A 16,195-nucleotide genomic window follows, 5' to 3' on the forward strand; every position below is an offset into this window, starting at 1 on the left:
TCATGTAATTATATCCAAATTATGCATATTTGTCATTTTCGTTCCAACAATAGCAATACTGTACACAATTTTAAAGGGAGTGGAAAGTTCCACTCCCTAATTATTAATGAACTGAGGCATGATGATGACGATTTATTTTCCTGCCTTTTATCCAACTTTTTATCTTCGGTAAAAGGATTCTATCTATTCCATAATAATAACCCGCTGTTCCAGCAGCCATTAGCATCATTGCGATTGTATATAAAATTGGATTAGTACTTGTAGTTCCAGCTAGCATAAAGTTTAAATTCATAAATGCACCTGCAATGAGAGCTGGGATGGTAGCAATACCAAGAATTAATCCTATACCTACTAACAGTTCACCAATTGGAATCAAGTGATTAAACAACTCTACATTGGGAATTGCAAAGTGCTGTAAGAAATTTGCGTACCATCCTTGCACTGCAGGATGATCCCCTTTTGCATTTGCTAGAGCTCCTTGCAGGAATCCCATAGCATTAAATCCATGTGTTAACTTTTCCGTTGCAGCTTCCATCCATTGTAATCCTAGCCAAATCCGTAAAACTGTCCATACTATTGCCATTTTGGGTCCTTTTAACCATTTCATGACACTATCTCCTTTTGTTTGTGAAGTTATTCACAAAGTGATTTAAAAAAATATAGACATTTTTTTCAAGCCAGCTAGCTTAGGGTGAAAGTTTGTGAAATTTTTCACTAACTTTCTATATCTATACTATATACGCATTAGAATCGTTTTACAATACCGTTCACAAAATATTCAACAAGATTAACCCCTTGCCACTACTGATATTGAAGATGCTATCCTAATATGATAAGATTCAACTATCCAATTGTTTTTTAACGCAGTAACTGACGACATACGTGGAATTAACCACATGGGAGCTGTGTTTATTATATAGTCGGGTCGTCTGGGCAGAGATAAGGAGATAACACTATCCTTGTCTCTTTTATTATTTAAGGGGGCGTTTGAACGTGGAAAATCTAATATTAGATGGAAGAGTTGTAGCGCAAAATGTGAAAGATCGCTTAAAGGATCGAGTTGCAAATCTAGTCAACAAAGGGGTAACTCCATGCCTTGCTACGATTTTAGTAGGAGATGATCCTTCTTCTGAAACCTATGTAAGAATGAAGGGAAATGCTTGTGAAAAGCTAGGGATTAAATCACTAAGAATACACCTCCCAAAGGAAACCACTACAGAAGAACTTTTGACGAAAATTAAAGAATTAAATGAGGACGAAACCGTTCACGGTATTCTTCTCCAACATCCGGTTCCATCTCATATTAACGAACGAAAAGCATTTGAAGCCATTGATATTCGCAAAGATGTAGATGGTGTAACAAGCTTTGGATACGGCCAAACTGCTTTTGGCTTTGGAAAATACCCTTCCTGCACTCCAGCCGCGATTATGGAAATCATGGATTATTACAATATACCAATTGAGGGCAAACATGCTGTAGTCATTGGCAGAAGTCCAATTTTAGGAAAACCAGTTTCTGCTCTACTTTTAAATAAAAATGCCACTGTTACAACTTGCCACTCTAAGACATCCAACTTGGCAGAGGTTGTTAAATTAGGTGATATTGTGGTGGCAGCTGTAGGAAAACCTAATTTTATTCAAGGTGATTGGATAAAAAAAGGCGCAGTTGTATTAGATGCCGGTTATAATAAAGGCAATATTGGCGATGTTGATTACGAGGCATGTCTCGAAAATGCCAGTGCGATTACACCGGTTCCTGGTGGAGTTGGACCTGTAACTATCTCGATGCTTTTGAAGCATACTGTTGATGCTGCAGAAGAAACTCTTAATATAAAGTAGTAAGTAAGTAAATAATCCATTTTGACAAGTAAAACCCGCCATATGGCGGGTTTTCTTTTTTGAGTAATTGCTAAAATAAGTAAAAATTAACATAAGAATAATGGTGCCATTGCGTTTGTGAAGTTCAAAAACTCTTAAAAAGTTACATGAAAATCTGACTTCAATTCTTTTAATAGACTTGGATGTTTTTTCTTTGATACGTATATTATTTTATTTTCATCTTCACTTTCGAAATGGATACTTCCATCCTCATAAAAGATCATACTGTACATTTCATGGTCCATCTTTTTTGAATCAGATAAGACAATCATATAATTCCCTTGTTTATTCAATTCTTTGCTCTTATTAATAAACTTTTTATTAGATGGTTTTATGACTTCCATCTTATTTACTTTCTTTATAAATGTTTCAATTTCATTTTTATCGGTAATATATTTACTTGTGGACTCACTTGCAGCACCATTTTTATCAACACTTTGAATATATAAAACAGTATAGTCGTTAATATTTGGTATGTTTATGGAAGAGCTTATTTCCTTATCTCCCATACAACCACTTAAAGAAATAATCAATACTATTAAAACAATACTGCATAATATATTTTTCAAATTAATCCTCCTTTTTTATGCTTTTGAAAAGGGATTCGGAAACATATTATGTAATGACTATTTCTCTCATTCCATTCACATATTAAATTTCCTCCACAGCCCCACAATTATCATAATTTTAACGATACTATCATATTATTTTATAGAATTAAAATTATTTCCTATGGAGTGAAAAAGAAGCTTATATGGCTTTAACGTGCCAGCGTAGATATGCCAGAAAGGGGATTAAATTGAAGAAAAAAGAGGTCTTTTTGTTATCATCATTATCATTTTCTTTTGGAGTAATTATCGGTTTCTTCATTTCACCGGTAAAGAGGGGGATCTATAATATTGCTGGTAATAATATTAAATACCACTACGATGAAAAAGATCCTTCCATAGGTATTAGTTCTGAAGACCAAGCTAATCAATAAATCATAAGATTGCGTAGTAAGAGTATTTTCGATAACACCTCATAAAAAACTACCGATTACTATTCTTTAATAAAACACCAAAACATAGCCCTTCACTCGATGGGCATCATTTTTTTATTCTTCATCGTCATTGATGCCTGTTTCATGAAGTTTACATTGATTTTTATTTTCTTGCGATTGTTCCCATTTCCAATACGGCCCGTATCACTCCAAAATATACAAAGCATCATTTATACCATTTAGCATTATCTAAATCAAGAATAGATACATTGGAATTTTATATCTTTGTTAAGAATTTGTGAAAATAAACTGACTATATGGTTTATTTAGATTTTTTATATTATAATAAATTATAGAAAAATAATATCGATTTTTTTAGATTGGAGATTGCAATGAAAACAAGACTTAGAAAACTACACAATGCTAAATCATTCAACTTACATGATTTAATAGATGCAAATAAAAAAATGATGGAAAAAGATGCAAAGTTTATTAACGAATTAGAAAAGAAGTTGGATGAAAAATTAGCCAAGTACTAGTTAAACATTTGAATGCCCTAACATTTTAAAGCGGAACAAAATGTCCCGCTTTAAAATGGAGGCAAGTTGTCTAAATTATTCTCTTCTATCCCATCTGGTTCACTGCGAATAATGTCTCGCCCATATCTATGAAACACATCTATATGAGCTATTTTCCCTGCTTTAGCCTCATCCAAAGCAGTGATATAATCCAGCTCACGACCAGTATTCGTTTTAAATGCGATGATATCTCCATCATCATTTTTCTTTACCGCCACAATTTCTTCTTTTCCCATTAGATTTTGGCTGTCAGCCTCCATTTTTGCTTGGTTCATGGCTTGTTCCCGATACTCTTGATAGATTTTATCAAAATAATTATCTTCCATGATAATACCTCCCTTTTTATTCTTCATCGTTTGAGAGTATATTATGTACAAGCTACACTATTGTCATTCCTACCCCACTTGTGTGAAAATTACAAAAAGGGAGTGATATGATGAAAGAATGTCCATTCTGCAATCCTTTCTCATTTGAAAATCAAAAAATCATTCTAGAAAATGAGCATTGCATGTTTTTGCAAATGCCACAGGAAATACTAATTGGTTCAGGTCTAATAATTCCGAGAAAACATCGGGAAACAGTATTTGATTTAACAGAAGAGGAATGGATAACGACCTATTCCCTGTTACAAAGAGCAAAATACCTTTTGGATGAACAATATGCACCAAATGGTTACAATGTAGGGTGGAACTGCTATCCTACTGGCGGTCAAAGTATTCCGCATGCACATTTGCACGTGGTGCCACGATATGAGGATGAACCTTTTGCAGGAAAAGGAATAAGGCATTGGATAAAAAGCCAAAATAATAAACGATCTAAGTAAAAGTTCGTCATACAAATCTGCGCGGTCATGAGTACCGTTTATTTGTGATATTAATGATGACCTGGGATTTTATCAATCAGAGGATTCGTTATTCAGCTACAGGCTATATTACTTTGTGATTTTGCGTACGTTGTGTCCGCTCCCCCCGAAAACAGTGTTATTTAGGAAAAAGTTGAAACGACTAAGAACGCATGTTACCCCATTGCATGCGTTCCACTTTTCTCTACAGTGTCAGAACTACCATTTTTTAAACCTTGGACTCAACTCGCTCTAAACATCAAATATATTTCCGTCCAAATCATAAAAGTTCCGGCCGGCATGCCCCCGATTCTCAATTTCTCCAACCTTCCTATTTCTATCTTTAAAATTGCTTTGCAATTTCTCCAATGCCTCCACACGCTCCATTTCAAATGTAAGAGAAAATCGGACATTTCCTTCTGCATCGATGAAATTGGAGCTTTGGCCGTGCCCGGACTTCACTAAGAAAAAGCTTTGGTTTGCAAGATTGATAATTGCCTTATCAGAATCTTTGTAACTGAGGTATGCACCTAGTTTTTCCACATACCATTCAGTAGACAACTCTACATCCTTTACTGGAATATAGGTTGTTCCTACTCTCATTAAACTTTGATCCAATTAGTTCCCCCCTTATCACTAAATAGTTCTACACCTATATATAATCATTTTCCAAAACTTATAAAAATCCTAAAGTCATGACTTTAGGGGTACACCATTCGTATAAGGATGAAGAAGGGAATAAATAGCTCGAATGACTGGTACTTGTATGCCATTCTTTGTCGCTTGCTTTAAAATATATCCTTGTAAACTTTCCACCTCTATAGGCAGTCCTTTTTCAAGGTCTCGGTGCATGGAGGATGTCATAGCAGGCGGCAGCCCCTCCGCTTTTTTCGTAATTTTCTCTACCGTATCTTCAGCCAATGGTATCTGAAGACAAATAGCAGTTTGATAGATTTCTTGAATTAAATCTACTAATAATGACTTCGTTGCGAAATCATTTAATGCAATGCCAATCGGTTGCCTAGTTGCAGATGTAATTCCACTTAGAGTAGCTAGAAAGATGAATTTATTCCACATTTCTACAATAATATTGTCTGTTTGGACAATATTTATATTAGCCTGTTTAAACATTTCCTCTATTTTATTTAAAAATGAAGATTGCTGGTCTTTTAACGAACCAAAGACAATATCATGCATAGGGCTTGTTTGAATAATATCCCCTTCTTGGTTAAGTGTAGATTCTATGTAGCATACTCCCCCTAAAACATTCTCTACCCCAAATTGATTCACTAATATTTCCATATGTTGAACGCCGTTAAGCAAAGGTAAGATTTTGGCACCTTTATTAACCAAGGCTTCTAATTGAGGAAGTGCATTTTCTAAATGGTAATTTTTTAAAGCTAGAATAATAAGATCGGGATGTTCGATTTCATCACTATTTACCGCAAGAGTAGGGGTAATCGTAAAATCACCATGATAGCTCATAACCCTTAAGTCACGTTTGTTTAATTGTTCAAAGCGTCTCTCACGAACAAAAAAAGTAACTGGATAGCCTGCACTTGCTAGCTTACCTCCGAAATAACCACCAACAGCACCTGCACCAAATATCACTGTATGCATACTATTCCTCCCTTTAATCCATCTTAATCTCATTCTATACCAACCCACCACATTTTCATATGATTCTGAATCCTCAGTCACCTAAGGAGAATAAGGAAACTATTTAACTCAACTTTTTAAAATACTCCACCATAAATTCACGGAACTCCCTGACGACCTTCGAGGTATACCGTTCAGTCTTCCATGCCATGCCGATGGTTCGCGTACAGTTTGGCTGTTCAATATGCAGTGGGACAATTTTGTCGTGATGGGCGTAGCGTAGTGTATGCTCGGTTAAAAAGGAAATGCCTAGTCCTGCCTCCACATAACTTTGAATCGAGCCCGGTTCTTCCAGCTCGAAGGCAATATTAGGAGTAAAGCCCGCCTTTTCGCAATATCGGTCGGTCAATATTCGAAATGGATTCGTTGGTTCCATGTGTATAAAATGTTCGTCTGCCACCTCTTTTAATAAAATGCTTTCTCTGTTGGCTAAAGGATGATTTTCTGGTACAACAATAAAAACCTCATCCTCCAACAGATTCGTCCAGCCGATCCCCTGTTCCTCAATTGGAAAATAAGTTACACATAAATCAATTTCACCCTTTTCCAATTGATCTGCCAGCCGAAATGGTGAATGCATACTAACTTGAAATTTTGCTAATGGATATTCCGCACGAAATTGGCTAATAATATTCGGCAGTAGTGGCGTATGCATAACAGACAGAGAAATGCGATTTTCGCTTTCTCCAGCGAGTTCCTCCATTTCGAGCTTGGCGGAGTCTAATTCTGAGAATGCTCTATCCACTCTTTTTAAAAAGATCTTTCCATAATCGTTTAATTTGATATTTCTGCCCTCTCGATCAAAAAGGGTAAACCCGAGTTCATCCTCTAAACGGGAAATTGTTTGGCTTAGGGAAGGCTGGGCAATCGTTAGTTTTTTTGCAGCCTTTGTCATATGTTCAAATTGCGCTACTGTTTGAAAATACCTCAATTGCAATAAATCCAATATATTCTCCTCCATTAATAACTCACAACCTATAAGCAGATAGTAATACATATATTAGTCATTATCAATAATTTGGAGTATGATAAAGGGTATAAATTATTACGAGATTCGAAATAAATTCCAACATATAAGAAAGGTGTTCATATGGAAAATTGGAAACGAAATTTATTTGTATGCTGGTTTGGTTCATTTGTGACAGCTGCGGGAATGAGTCAGATAGCCCCAATGCTGCCTTTATATATTGAAGATCTTGGGGTACATGCTACTTCAGATGTTGAAAAATGGTCAGGATTAATATTCGGATCCACTTTTTTACTCTCCGCAATCGTTTCACCAATTTGGGGAAAGCTTGCTGATAAAAAGGGAAGAAAATTAATGCTTTTACGTGCGAGCCTTGGGATGGCAATCGTTGTATTTGTAATGGCGTTTGTTCAAAACGTGTACCAATTACTTGCTTTACGTATGTTGATGGGGGCTGTTTCCGGTTATATATCAGCTGCGGTCACCTTAGTTGCTACACAAACGCCTAAGGAAAAATCAGGATGGGCACTTGGAACTCTTTCGACTGGATCTGTCAGCGGTGGTCTTCTAGGACCGCTATTGGGTGGACTCTTAGCAGAGTTTTCGGGAATTCGGAGTTGTTTTGTCTTAACAAGCTTTTTATTATTGATAGCCTTTTTTGCTTGTCTATTTCTAATAAAAGAGGACTTTAAACCTGTTCATAAAACCCCATTGCCATTTAAACAGGTATGGAAGCTTGTTCCAAATACAAGATTATTAGTATCCTTGTTTGCTAGTACGTTTATTTTGCAAATTGCCAATATGTCCATTCAGCCTTTAATTACCGTTTATGTAAAACAATTATCACCAAATATCGCGCATTTATCGCTGATTGCCGGAATGGTGGTAGCTGCTTCCGGACTTGCCAATATTATTGCGGCACCTAGATTAGGAAAGCTTGCCGATCGCATCGGATCCAGAAAAATTCTCATTGGTGCTTTAATTGTAGCTGGAATTATCTTTATTCCTCAGGCCTTTGTAAAATCGCCTTGGGAGTTAATGGGATTGCGTTTCTGCCTCGGACTTGCAACAGCGGGATTACTGCCATCTATCAATAACCTGGTTAGAAAAAATTCACCAGATGAAGTAGTTGGCCGTATTTTCGGATATAATCAATCTGCCCAATACATCGGTACCCTCGGTGGATCTGTTTTAGGTGGACAGATGGCTGGAATATTTGGCATTCACTATGTATTCTTTACCACAAGTGCCTTATTATTGATTAATGCATTATGGGTATACAGCATCAATCACATTGGTTCCGGATCTAGAAGAGGAAGCATGTCCCATAGTCATTGACATTAAAATCCGAAGAAGCACGCTGAAATTAGCGTGCTTCTTCTGTTTGTTTCTCAAACAAATAAAATATGTAATCTGTAGATGCTCCCGGATATCCTAGTTGCCTCAACATTGCTGTAATGTTACCCCTATGATACGTTCCATGATTGGATACGTGCTGCACCAACTCAGACACAGTAGATTCTAATTTTCCGAACTGAGGATGTTCAGTAACAACAGGTTGGTCCTTATAACCTAAGCTAGAGAAGAATTTTTTATATTCATTTGCTATATTTTTATAAGCATTTTCAAGGTCTGCGAAAGTCATCGTTTTTATTTTCTCCGATTCCACCGCCATTAATGCTGTAACCTCATCGAAGCTCTTCTCCATCATAACATTTAACCAAACCACATCCACTCTATAAATATGTTTGGCGGCATCTAAAATAGACGGAAATACACTTTGAATATTCTTCTCTAACACTTCATCCGGTATTTCCTTTAACCTCGTAAATACCCTTTGATTTGCCCAAACATGATAATCATAAATCTTTGTCAATTGCTGATCCACAATATCCCTCCTCATCTTTTTTCCGGTTGTTTTAGAAAAAACGGAAGCTTTTCTACACCAATCATCCGTGCATAAGTAAACAATTGACCTTTATGATGTATCTCATGATCTTTAGCATTTTCAAGCCAAACTTTCCCGGATGCATAAAACCCATTAATTCCAATCATATTTTCTAAATCCTGATTACGAAGCGTTGCTAAATCTCCCTTTGTTTTTTCTGTATAATCACTTACAATTCGTCGTACATCATCCATTGTTTCATAATTTGGTACAGGGGAGATTTTAAAGGAGCCATTCTTAATTGTCTGCACAAACATATCCATGGAATTAGCAATATGCAAAGTAAGCTCACTGAGTGAAAACGCCCTTTCCCAAGGTTTAAAATACATGTGCTCATCTTTAATTAGACAAAGTATTTCATTAAGCACCGTGCGATGTTTTAACCAGCTTTGGATATATTCCTCCAATCTATTCACTCTCCTTTTCCATTACTAATGAGGTATAAATTTCAATTAAATAACCATCTGGATTTCCAAGTAAGCAACATGCGCGCTCCAACCACTTCTGTCATGCGGGTTTTTTTATAATTTACTACACAATTCCTTGTATGCCTCATCGACATTATCCACTCCAAAATCTAATACAATGGATAAAGGTGAAGGCATTTTCGCTAAGGATTCCCTTTCGTTAAGAGCCTCTGCCATTACTTTTTTAGAATAAATCCCTAAGTTAGTACTTCCTAAATTGAAATTTGTGTATATTACATATTCAAGATTCCATTCAACTTGAATTGTAATACATCCTTGTAAAACTCAACACTTTTTTTAAAAATCATTTATTAAAACTCCAAAACCAAATTAATTTCCCTCCTATTATCATGCTTTGGTTATCATAACCTACCTTTACTGACAATTCTGGTCAGTGAAGCTTATTTTTGATAAAAATTATTAAGATCCATGGTGATGCTTATCAATCTCTCTTTTAAAAAGATTGGCTCTTTTACTTGGATGGATTTTCCATAGGATAAAATTAAATACGGCAAATAGAAGGAAATCAAATCTCTATCCAACTTAAAATGTACATCATGGACAGATCTTTCTATTAAGACATGACCTAATAACCAATGCTCACAAAGGCTATCAATAGCGGATGTTTGTCCTTGTATACGAACAGAGATTAATTCTGCAGGGTCCTGAATATTAGGCAGAATACTATTCATGAAAAATCGGCGCGCTGAAAATTCTGATGGACGCTCAAACGTTAGATCGGTCACTTCGATAGTAATAATTCTATCGACCCGAAAACTTCTAATCTCATTACGTAAATGGCAAAATGCTATGGCATACCATTTATTTTTCCAGAACAAGAGCCCATATGGATCAAGTTCTCTACTGGATTGTTCCTTACCATTCCCTTTTATGTACTCTATGGAAAGGGTTGTTTCATTTGCAACAGCTTCTTCCAATAGTTGGAGGGTTCTTGTTTTGGGTGTGTGAATAGGGGAATGAATGACATCAAATCCGATGGAATGGCGATTAATTTTTTCTAATTGCTCTTCATTTGTATAAAACTTTAATTTTGATACCGCAGCTTCTAATGCATCACCAAATGGATAGCCTGCTTCTTTCGCATATTTTGCTGCATGGATAAGTGCCTTTTGTTCTTCTAAATCAAAAAATAAAGGAGCTTCATGAAAGTGTTCCAATAAACGATAGCCGCCGTTATGACCAGAGTCAGCAACTATAGGTACCCCGCTTGCACATAAGGAATCGATATAACGGTATACTGTCCGAATGCTAATTTCTAATTCCTCAGCAATCTGTTTAGCCGTCATTTGCTTTCTCGATTTTAATAGCCATAGAATTGACAACATATTATCGGATTTAGACATTAGCATTTACTCCTTAATATATTCCTTACCCGTCACAAATATATAAGGTTAATATTCTTATCTTTAAATGGATTTTCCTTCTATTTATTTCAATTTAATCTCATTTAATTGAAATTTAGAGTGATGGTCTAAATAAAAAATAGCCCCATCCAATGGATTGAGGCTTAGCAGTAAATTTGAAACAAATTTACATAGTTTTGAAATAATAAAAGAGTCGCGTCTCTACACTGAGTGGAGACGCCCATTTGCTTTATCAAAGTTATTATTTTTTACGAATTTAAATCGTATAATCCTGGACTATGTTCATTTGGCATTATTGGAAGTTCAGGTACAGGATAGCCTTGTGGAGGATCAACAACACTTAGCTGGCCAGAATTTCTGCTTGGAGACTCTCCCTGAAATATCTCTCCAATCCGCGTTTCATCCAAGCGAAAATTGAATTGGGCATTATGAAATCCCTTTTCAACATATTTTCTACACTCTGGATACTTATTAATATCATAATTCGGTACAGGAAATAATTTGGCCCAATCAACTCCTAAAGTTTCTAACGCCTTTGCAAATGCATTTTGGTGAGCATTGTCACGTACAATGAGAAAAGCTAAAGTCTCTCTGAACGTCTTATTCGAACTCATCTCATAAATTCTGGATTTTTGTAACACACCAGTTGATTCAAGAACGAGATTATCAAGTAAGTCACTAATTAAATTTCCATGACTATATACATAATTACCATTCCACGGATTTCCTGCTGCGTCTACTGGAAGGGAGGACTGAGCACCCATAATAAAATGATGCGGGTTAGCATGTTTAATGGCCTCCTCCAAAGGAGCTCCATTTGTTCCAGAATTGCCTACCCCTTCTTCACCTGAACCATTTAACAGTTGATTAATCGTTGTTTGCACCAATTCAACATGGCTTATTTCCTCCAGAAAAACCCCTCTGATTAAATCGCGATACTGTTTGGCAGGGCCTCGGAAATTGGCACTTTGAAAAAAGAACTGCATCATGGTTCTCATTTCACCAAACCGTCCTCCCAAGGTTTCTTGAAGAACCTTTGCTGCTTGTGGATCCGGTTTATCCGGAACAATCATATTGATTAAATCTTCCTTATAAAAATACATTGTATTCCTCCTAAAATTGTTTTAACGCCATTATCTTCTGTATAAGGAGGATTAAATATTCTTTATATTTTTTTTAGATAACAAAGCCTTATAGAAAAGAAAGTCATTTCCCCTTCTATAAGGCTTTGTTGCTAAATCAATACTTTAATAATTGTTAGAACCAACCCGATAATAAATCCACAAACCGCACCGTTGACCCGAATCCATTGCAGATCTTTGCCAACATTCGTTTCCACTAGTTCCACTAGCTTCTCATTATCGAGCTTATCCAAATTTTCTCTTACAAGACTACCGATTTTGGAATGATTTTTTTCCACAAGACCCATTACTTGCTTATGAATCCATTGCTCGATTTGATCTATTTTAGTTTGATCTGCTTTTAATTCTTCTAACAGCTTTGTTAAAAACGGATAGATATAAAGGTCTAATTGGTCATCTTCAATAAATACTATTAGCTTATCTTGTATTTCCTTTAGAATGTTAACAATTTGCTTTTTACCATCCCATTTTTGCAGAAAACTAATCTTCCAATGATTAATCTCTGATATAACCTGTTGATTTTCTTTTAGGCCCTCCAAAAATGTACGTGCCTTCCCAAGCAAGACAGCTCTATTTTTACTATCACTGTTTCGAAGATCATCAACGCCTTTTGTAACCAGTTTATAAATGATATTGCCAAGTGTTTCTTCATTAATTAGATTGCGAAATGACTTAATGGCGAATTTAACAAAACCATCAACATCCGCATTATCGATTAATTGTACAGCTAAGCTACCAAGCTGATCTCGAGTGCTTTGCTTTGAAATCCATTTTTCCACTTCCACCAACAAATAATCAAAAGTTTTTTCATCATATTGGCCAACGAGGATTTTATCTACTACTAATTCTAGCAGAGTTTTCACATCAAACGCATGGACCCTGCTTTTTACTTCCTTTTCCAGCATACTAGCTAACTTATCCACATCTATTTGCGTTACGATTTTTTTTGCGAAACTGGAAATACCCTTACTTACGATTTTCGAATCCAAATTTTTTTCAAGCTCTTGCAATAACTTATCTGTAATACGAACTTGAGCAATCTTTGATTGAATGCTTTCCTTCGAAAGCCAATTGTTCTCCACCAGATTCGTAGCTGCTTCCGTCATACGCTTTCGATTATTTGGTAAAAGCGCCGTATGTGGAATCGGAATACCTAACGGGTGACGAAATAAGGCAGTTACTGCAAACCAATCTGCCAACCCTCCAACAACTCCAGCTTCAAAGGCCCCTTGCAAAAGCCTGCCAATGATGTTTTCTTGAAAAGGGATGGTAATGATAAACCCTATTGCCATTACAATTAGAAAAAGACTTGCCAAATATCTAGAATTTCTTTTTTGTTTCACCAATCATCGTTCTCCCTTAATTATGAGACTATAATGTACATTATCTCCATATTTCGAGTTTCTTCTTCATTTTATTGTTATGTTATTTCACGCTTAAAGTCAATCAAAAAACCGCCTACAGAGCAGACGGTTTATCTTTAGATCCATTCTTTTTTGCTGCTTTCATCACTAAATAACCAACTACAAGAAGGATAAACCATATTGGAGTGATGAATAAAGCTACTCTAGTGTCCTGTGCAAAGCCAAGTAATATAAGGACAAAAACAAAGAATGCAAGTACAATCCAACTGGAAAATGGTGCCAAAGGCATTTTAAAAGGATTCGTTTTCGCATTATCCGGCATTAATTTTCGATATCTCATATGGGACACAATAATGACACCCCATACCCAAATAAAGCAAATGGTTGAAATACTGGTAACTAAAGTAAAGACCTTATCCGGTAATAAATAGTTAAGCAATACTCCCACTAATAACACCAATGTCGAACAAATTAATGCTGGTGCCGGTACATTTCGATCATTCAAATGTTTAAGCATTCTTGGTGCTTTTCCTTCATTTGCAAGAGTATATAGCATACGGCTCGTACTAAAAATTCCACTATTGCACGAAGACGCTGCCGAAGTGAGAACAACAAAGTTAATGACACCAGCCGCTGCAGGAATTCCGATTAAGGAAAATACCTTTACAAAAGGACTGCTTTCAGGATCTACCCCATTCCAAGGGTAAATCGACATAATCATAAATAAAGCACCTATATAGAAAATGATAATCCGAATAGGAATACTATTAATCGCTTTTGGAAGTGTCTTCTGCGGATCCTCAGCTTCACCTGCCGTAACTCCAACAAGCTCGATACCCACAAAGGAGAAAACAGCCATTTGAAAGGCAAGTAAAAATCCAGACGAGCCATTCGGAAAAAATCCGCCGTGATTCCATAGGTTTGTAACGGTCGACTTAGTTTCATGACTCTCGAATCCCATGATTACCAGAACAAATCCGATAACAATCAATGCGACAATCGCGATGATTTTAATTAACGCAAACCAAAATTCTATTTCACCAAAAGCCTTCACGGTAGCTAAATTAATGAGAAGCAAAACGAGCACACATATTAATGCCGGAATCCATTGTGGAACATGGGGTAGCCAAAATTTCACATACATTCCGACAGCGGTTATTTCCGCAATTCCTGTGGCAATCCAACAGAACCAATATGTCCAGCCCGTAATAAAACCAGCCCACGGTCCAATAAACTCTTGCGCAAATTCTGTAAAAGAACCTGTAGTAGATTTATATAATAATAATTCCCCTAAGGCACGCATGACAAAGAATAGAAAAAGGCCGATAATTAAGTAAACCAGCATGATGGAAGGACCAGCAAGATGAATGGATTTTCCAGCTCCAAGAAATAACCCTGTTCCAATTGCCCCGCCAATTGCAATTAATTGAATATGTCTGTTCTTTAAACCTCTTTCTAAATTCCTTTCCTTCGTTATTTCTGTCACGCTATCACCCTCTTATCTAGTATTCTCCTGCAAATATCCAGTTATATTTTTTTCACTATTATACATTTTCCAATCTAAAAAAACAAATGTCTCTACTAGGGGTACACCTATAATAGTTTAAAGATTAAAAATATTTAGTTTAACAAAAAGGAGATTTCTATGTCGACATAGAATAAAAAATATGTATGTTATTGTCGATGAAGGAGTACAGAATATGGATTTTCACTGGGACAACATCTTACTGCAAGTTTTAATGGTGCTTTTTCCATTTGTTATTTATTTGGTACTTGTAAAAGAAAAAATAAGTGATATAAAACATAGACTCTTGTTCGGCCTTACGTGCGCGATTGCTATTACATTATCACTTTCTTTCGCCATTCAAATAAATAACGGAAGACTGCTAGATTTAAGGCTTGTTCCATGGTATCTGGCATTTATATACGGAGGAAATATAACTGGCATCGGTATAACCCTATACTATATTCTTATTCGCATCATTCTTAGCGGAACTGGTATGTATCCGAATTTTATTATTTTATTATTAGCCAGTATCCTTCTATTGAAATGGAAAGGCAAATTTTTCACCTATTCATTAAAAGGAAAACTAGTATGTTCTATTGTTTTCGTAGGGATTTTCTCAGCATTGATTCCAACCGTCGGCACCATCATACTATCTGAGGCTTTAACATTAAAAAAATTAATTATCTATATGGCGTATGTTCTTGAAAACGCTATCCTTATTTGGATCATTATTTACTTAATTGAATTACATATTGAAAAGATATATTTATTTAATGAAATTCAGCAAGCGGAAAAATTTAATGTCATTGGGCAATTGGCAGCAAGTGTTGCCCATGAAATCCGCAACCCTATGACAAGTATACGGGGTTTTATGCAAATATTACAGTCCTCAAACAGGTTATCCCTTTCTGAAAGGGAATACATAAAAATTTGTATCGAAGAAGTGGATCGCGCAAATGCGATTATTGCCGATTATCTTGCATTGGGAAAAAATCAATCACCAGAAAAAAACTCCCTTTTAGATGTAACAATGGAAATAAAAAACGCTATCAGGTCTCTCTCCTCATTTGCAACACTTAATAATGTAAAAATAGATTTCCAGCATAAACTTCCGGTTCATATTAAGGGAAACAGTAACCGAGTACAGCAGTTGTTTATTAATATCATCAAGAACGGAATCGAAGCTACCAGTGGAAATGGTCAAATTACGATACAATTAAATGTCACTCAAAAGCATGTCCAAATTTCGATTGCAGATAATGGCATAGGAATGAGTCAAGAATCAATAGATCGTTTTGGGCTACCCTTTTATTCTACCAAAGAGAAAGGCACAGGGCTTGGTCTAATGGTATGCAGACAAATCACAGAGGAAATGGCAGGAAAAATAAGCGTTAGCAGTACTAAGGGGGTAGGATCCGTCATTCACTTGACATTCCCGAGGATTTTCAAGATATAATCTTAGCTGGCAATAGGTTCT

The 16,195-nt window shown here is 36.0% G+C and carries 18 protein-coding genes and 1 riboswitch; of the genes, 6 read left to right on the top strand and 12 right to left on the bottom strand.

All coding sequences use genetic code 11. The features are described 5' to 3' along the window. Positions 1 to 103: 103 nt before the first annotated feature. Complete coding sequence (locus CWO92_RS15300; protein ID WP_101355086.1) at positions 104 to 607, bottom strand: DoxX family protein; 504 nt, start codon at positions 605 to 607, stop codon at positions 104 to 106. A 249-nt stretch (positions 608 to 856) separates the two neighbouring features. Then, positions 857 to 942: riboswitch (ZMP/ZTP riboswitch) on the top strand. Between the two features lie 51 nt (positions 943 to 993). Between CWO92_RS15300 and CWO92_RS15305 the strand changes: the two genes are divergently transcribed. Continuing rightward, a complete protein-coding gene (locus CWO92_RS15305; RefSeq protein ID WP_101355087.1) occupies positions 994 to 1,839 on the top strand; it encodes a bifunctional 5,10-methylenetetrahydrofolate dehydrogenase/5,10-methenyltetrahydrofolate cyclohydrolase in 846 nt (281 codons plus the stop codon). A 134-nt stretch (positions 1,840 to 1,973) separates the two neighbouring features. Here CWO92_RS15305 and CWO92_RS15310 read toward each other — a convergent pair whose 3' ends face one another. Next, positions 1,974 to 2,447, bottom strand: coding sequence for an LptM family lipoprotein (locus tag CWO92_RS15310; RefSeq protein ID WP_101355088.1), 474 nt, complete (start codon positions 2,445 to 2,447; stop codon positions 1,974 to 1,976). Positions 2,448 to 2,677: 230 nt separating this feature from the next. On the opposite strand from CWO92_RS15310, the gene CWO92_RS15315 reads away from it, so the two are divergent. Both CWO92_RS15315 and CWO92_RS25015 read left to right on the top strand, forming a co-directional pair. After that, positions 2,678 to 2,860 carry a hypothetical protein gene (locus tag CWO92_RS15315; RefSeq protein WP_101355089.1) on the top strand — a complete coding sequence of 61 codons (183 nt, stop codon included), beginning with the start codon at positions 2,678 to 2,680 and terminating at the stop codon, positions 2,858 to 2,860. A gap of 392 nt (positions 2,861 to 3,252) precedes the next feature. Then, on the top strand, positions 3,253 to 3,399 hold the full coding sequence (locus CWO92_RS25015) for an FbpB family small basic protein (protein ID WP_106426831.1): 147 nt from the start codon (positions 3,253 to 3,255) through the stop codon (positions 3,397 to 3,399). Positions 3,400 to 3,449: 50 nt separating this feature from the next. On the opposite strand, the gene CWO92_RS15320 is transcribed toward CWO92_RS25015, so the two are convergent. Then, complete coding sequence (locus CWO92_RS15320; protein WP_101355090.1) at positions 3,450 to 3,764, bottom strand: DUF3892 domain-containing protein; 315 nt, start codon at positions 3,762 to 3,764, stop codon at positions 3,450 to 3,452. Between the two features lie 110 nt (positions 3,765 to 3,874). On the opposite strand from CWO92_RS15320, the gene CWO92_RS15325 reads away from it, so the two are divergent. Beyond that, positions 3,875 to 4,261: an HIT family protein gene (locus CWO92_RS15325; protein ID WP_101355091.1), complete on the top strand. Its 387-nt coding sequence runs from the start codon at positions 3,875 to 3,877 to the stop codon at positions 4,259 to 4,261. A 270-nt stretch (positions 4,262 to 4,531) separates the two neighbouring features. On the opposite strand, the gene CWO92_RS15330 is transcribed toward CWO92_RS15325, so the two are convergent. The 3 genes from CWO92_RS15330 to CWO92_RS15340 all read right to left on the bottom strand — a co-directional run bounded on the left by CWO92_RS15330 (position 4,532) and on the right by CWO92_RS15340 (position 6,884). After that, positions 4,532 to 4,897 (bottom strand): VOC family protein, encoded by a 366-nt coding sequence (locus CWO92_RS15330; protein ID WP_101355092.1) that lies wholly within the window; start codon positions 4,895 to 4,897, stop codon positions 4,532 to 4,534. 75 nt (positions 4,898 to 4,972) lie between these two features. After that, positions 4,973 to 5,899 (bottom strand): ketopantoate reductase family protein, encoded by a 927-nt coding sequence (locus tag CWO92_RS15335; RefSeq protein WP_158176720.1) that lies wholly within the window; start codon positions 5,897 to 5,899, stop codon positions 4,973 to 4,975. A 103-nt stretch (positions 5,900 to 6,002) separates the two neighbouring features. Continuing rightward, entirely contained in the window at positions 6,003 to 6,884 is an 882-nt protein-coding gene (locus CWO92_RS15340; RefSeq protein WP_158176721.1) for a LysR family transcriptional regulator, read from the bottom strand. A gap of 144 nt (positions 6,885 to 7,028) precedes the next feature. Here CWO92_RS15340 and CWO92_RS15345 point away from each other — a divergent pair, with 144 nt between their 5' ends. Beyond that, positions 7,029 to 8,243: a multidrug efflux MFS transporter gene (locus CWO92_RS15345; protein ID WP_101355095.1), complete on the top strand. Its 1,215-nt coding sequence runs from the start codon at positions 7,029 to 7,031 to the stop codon at positions 8,241 to 8,243. Between the two features lie 28 nt (positions 8,244 to 8,271). Here the strand turns inward: CWO92_RS15345 and CWO92_RS15350 are convergent, their stop codons facing one another. From CWO92_RS15350 to CWO92_RS15375, 6 genes are all read right to left on the bottom strand, one after another. Then, the gene (locus CWO92_RS15350) at positions 8,272 to 8,793 is read right to left on the bottom strand and encodes a DinB family protein (RefSeq protein ID WP_101355096.1); all 522 of its coding nucleotides are present in this window, start codon (positions 8,791 to 8,793) and stop codon (positions 8,272 to 8,274) included. 11 nt (positions 8,794 to 8,804) lie between these two features. Beyond that, positions 8,805 to 9,269, bottom strand: a complete 465-nt coding sequence (locus CWO92_RS15355) for a DinB family protein (protein WP_101355097.1) — start codon at positions 9,267 to 9,269, stop codon at positions 8,805 to 8,807. Between the two features lie 452 nt (positions 9,270 to 9,721). Beyond that, complete coding sequence (locus tag CWO92_RS15360) at positions 9,722 to 10,684, bottom strand: helix-turn-helix transcriptional regulator (RefSeq protein WP_101355098.1); 963 nt, start codon at positions 10,682 to 10,684, stop codon at positions 9,722 to 9,724. Between the two features lie 269 nt (positions 10,685 to 10,953). Beyond that, positions 10,954 to 11,808, bottom strand: coding sequence for a manganese catalase family protein (locus tag CWO92_RS15365; protein ID WP_101355099.1), 855 nt, complete (start codon positions 11,806 to 11,808; stop codon positions 10,954 to 10,956). Between the two features lie 131 nt (positions 11,809 to 11,939). After that, positions 11,940 to 13,190 carry a DUF445 domain-containing protein gene (locus tag CWO92_RS15370; RefSeq protein WP_235851621.1) on the bottom strand — a complete coding sequence of 417 codons (1,251 nt, stop codon included), beginning with the start codon at positions 13,188 to 13,190 and terminating at the stop codon, positions 11,940 to 11,942. A 115-nt stretch (positions 13,191 to 13,305) separates the two neighbouring features. Then, positions 13,306 to 14,697 carry an amino acid permease gene (locus CWO92_RS15375; RefSeq protein WP_437177557.1) on the bottom strand — a complete coding sequence of 464 codons (1,392 nt, stop codon included), beginning with the start codon at positions 14,695 to 14,697 and terminating at the stop codon, positions 13,306 to 13,308. Positions 14,698 to 14,911: 214 nt separating this feature from the next. On the opposite strand from CWO92_RS15375, the gene CWO92_RS15380 reads away from it, so the two are divergent. Then, complete coding sequence (locus CWO92_RS15380) at positions 14,912 to 16,174, top strand: ATP-binding protein (protein ID WP_158176723.1); 1,263 nt, start codon at positions 14,912 to 14,914, stop codon at positions 16,172 to 16,174. Positions 16,175 to 16,195 lie beyond the last annotated feature (21 nt).

Origin of the sequence: Heyndrickxia camelliae, assembly GCF_002844575.1 — a bacterium.
GTDB lineage: Bacteria > Bacillota > Bacilli > Bacillales > Bacillaceae_C > Margalitia > Margalitia camelliae.

Coding starts and splice junctions, on each gene's coding strand:
- CWO92_RS15335 (WP_158176720.1), bottom strand. CDS start 5,899: ATGCATACAGTGATATTTGGTGCAGGTGCTGTTGGTGGTTATTTCGGA.
- CWO92_RS15360 (WP_101355098.1), bottom strand. CDS start 10,684: ATGTCTAAATCCGATAATATGTTGTCAATTCTATGGCTATTAAAATCG.
- CWO92_RS15365 (WP_101355099.1), bottom strand. CDS start 11,808: ATGTATTTTTATAAGGAAGATTTAATCAATATGATTGTTCCGGATAAA.
- CWO92_RS25015 (WP_106426831.1), top strand. CDS start 3,253: ATGAAAACAAGACTTAGAAAACTACACAATGCTAAATCATTCAACTTA.
- CWO92_RS15345 (WP_101355095.1), top strand. CDS start 7,029: ATGGAAAATTGGAAACGAAATTTATTTGTATGCTGGTTTGGTTCATTT.
- CWO92_RS15380 (WP_158176723.1), top strand. CDS start 14,912: ATGGATTTTCACTGGGACAACATCTTACTGCAAGTTTTAATGGTGCTT.
- CWO92_RS15325 (WP_101355091.1), top strand. CDS start 3,875: ATGAAAGAATGTCCATTCTGCAATCCTTTCTCATTTGAAAATCAAAAA.
- CWO92_RS15320 (WP_101355090.1), bottom strand. CDS start 3,764: ATGGAAGATAATTATTTTGATAAAATCTATCAAGAGTATCGGGAACAA.
- CWO92_RS15300 (WP_101355086.1), bottom strand. CDS start 607: ATGAAATGGTTAAAAGGACCCAAAATGGCAATAGTATGGACAGTTTTA.